A 2,391-nucleotide genomic window follows, 5' to 3' on the forward strand; every position below is an offset into this window, starting at 1 on the left:
TTGCCATCAGCCGCAATGGAACTGCCTGTGATGCTAAGATCATGCGGTTTGCCATCCTGCCCTGCAATGACAGTGGTGTCACCTCCCGATTTTATCGAAGATCCAACGGCATGAGAGGCTTGCATATCCACTTTCGTGTTTTTGGTGCGAAGATGATACTCCATCTCATCGTTTCTCACCCCTATTGTTATCTCCCCTTGGGCACCAAGACCAACATTGCCCTTGGCATCTATATCGGAAGCAGCAATATGGATATCTTTTCCAGAGAGAACAGTGGTCTCTTTTCCAGAACTTAAATGAGAGCCATTGTGTAAAGCAACATGAGATGTTTCACTCCCATTCTGATTGTCCATGCTGTTGCGTGTAGCATCAATCGAAACATTCCTCTCAGCTTGTAAGGAAAGATTATCCGTTGCTTGAACATCAGAGCCTAGAATATTCAAATCTTGTCCAGAGAGAAGTGTCGTTGAGCCTCCAGAGTTGACTTCTGATTTATGATGCATGGTAGCATCACCCTGTTCATCATGGTAATGGGTTTCTGCTGAACCGATCGTCAAGTTGCCTTCTTCTGTAGCCATGGCAAGATCACCTCCGGTGGTGATCCCCACCCCGGAAGCGGTGATATTTTGTTTAGCAATCACCGTTGCATTACCACCAGCAGAAAGCGCCTCGGTGTTTAAAACGGTCTCCACGCCGTCAACCGTTGTGCGCCCTGCATCTAAACGAATATTCTTCTCCGCAAGGAGAACAGCATCCCCACCCGCCGCAAAATGCCCCCCTTGACTGAGGATATCCCCACCATGCACATGCAATTGGTGATTTGCCGCAATCCGCCCTGAATTGATAATCGTTGAATTGCTCGTATTTTGGCTGGTGATATTGACATCATCGCCCATGATCAAAGCCCCAGCAGAAACAAAGGAGGCTCTGTCTTTTTCAGGGATGTAAAGCACCGGTGCGTAAACATCCATGCCCTTGACCTGTTGGCGCACATAAATCACCATCGGGGCTTCTAGAGAAGCCAATTGTTCTTCACTCAAAGCCTCACCAAAGGGGAGATTGTGGGCTTTTGCATAGTCTGCCCCGACATCCAGCAAGGTTTTGACTTGTTCAATGGCATCACTTCCAGGAATAAAGGAACCTTTGCCCAAACCTTGACCAACAAGATCACGCATTTGTTTTTCAATCAATTCCTTTTCGAAATAAGCATCGCCTAAGAAAAAAATCTCTCTGTCAGGATTGTAACCAATTCTGTTCAAATAATAGGCTGAGCCATAAAACTTGCCAACATCAAGGAATTCTGCCCGCGTTTCATAAATGAAATTTTGGTTGGGCAGCGTGCCCCCAACACCACCCGATTGGGGTTTTGGTAAAGGGAGCCCCTCAGAAAGTTCCCCTGCATTATTGAGATCCACTTTTGGTGTAAAGAGAGCGCCAGCCCCAGTTAAACCACTTAAGGACTCCAGTGGATTGCCTTCAACTGCTTGTGCTTTAAAATGCGCATCCCCTGTAATCGAACCTTCCGCTGCCGTGTTATTGAGTTGATCGACCACCAGATTTAAAGTGCCGCCCGCTTGGACAAGACCAGGAACGCTCTCCAAAGCTTCTGAACCAATCTGGCGATCCTTGCCATTGGCTATATCTAAAGAAACATCGCGGCTTCCATCAGCTTTATAACCATAACAACTGTCTGTATTAGCCTGACAACCAAGATAAGTGTTTTTATAAGCCGTTGCACCTAAATTGGTCAGCACATTGGCGTGGATATCGGCATTTCCCCCTGCTCTCATAGAGCTATAATGGTTGTCAATGGTATCAGCGTTAATGATGAGATTGCCACTAGATTGTATTACCCCCGAAACAGTTGGTTTATGCGAAAATGCTTGTGTGACAGTCTTTTCTGTCATATGTGACCAGTCTTCGTTTATTGACCCAAACCATCCTCCCTTCCGCCGAGAACCATTCCAGGAATACTGTTCTATGCCTTTTCTGTTATCATTATATTCCCAAGTAAAAGCCTTATAGACTGTTCCATCGCTTGAAATTGCGGTGCCGTAGATTTCTTCTTTGCTCGCCCAAACCTGCTGTTCAAATATAAAGTTTTTCTTGTCTTTACCAAGCGGCCACTTAGAAAGCTTTCCTTTACCCCAGCTATTCGATCTCGTATCATGATATAAATCCCTACCATCGAGAAAATTATATTTGTCTGGTTTTTCGAATGAAATATCGCTATATTCCGTTTTTTCCGTGATGACAGGCGTGCTATCGGCTTCGTTTTTTAGAGTGTTGGTTTGGATATTTAAGTTTCCACCAACTTGAATAAAGCCTGCTTTGTTCACAAGCGAAAGGCTTTTTCCGCTGCCATCTGCATTGGTAAAAGATAAATCACCT

Annotated in this window: 1 protein-coding gene; it reads right to left on the reverse strand. The window is 45.2% G+C overall.

Translation table 11 applies throughout. The features are described 5' to 3' along the window. Positions 1–2,391: hemagglutinin repeat-containing protein (locus ACFILW_RS08685; protein WP_375685572.1), on the reverse strand; the 2,391-nt coding region annotated here is incomplete at both ends.

The sequence above is a fragment of the Bartonella sp. TT110JLCBS genome, assembly GCF_042193405.1.
Taxonomy (GTDB): Bacteria; Pseudomonadota; Alphaproteobacteria; order Rhizobiales; family Rhizobiaceae; genus Bartonella.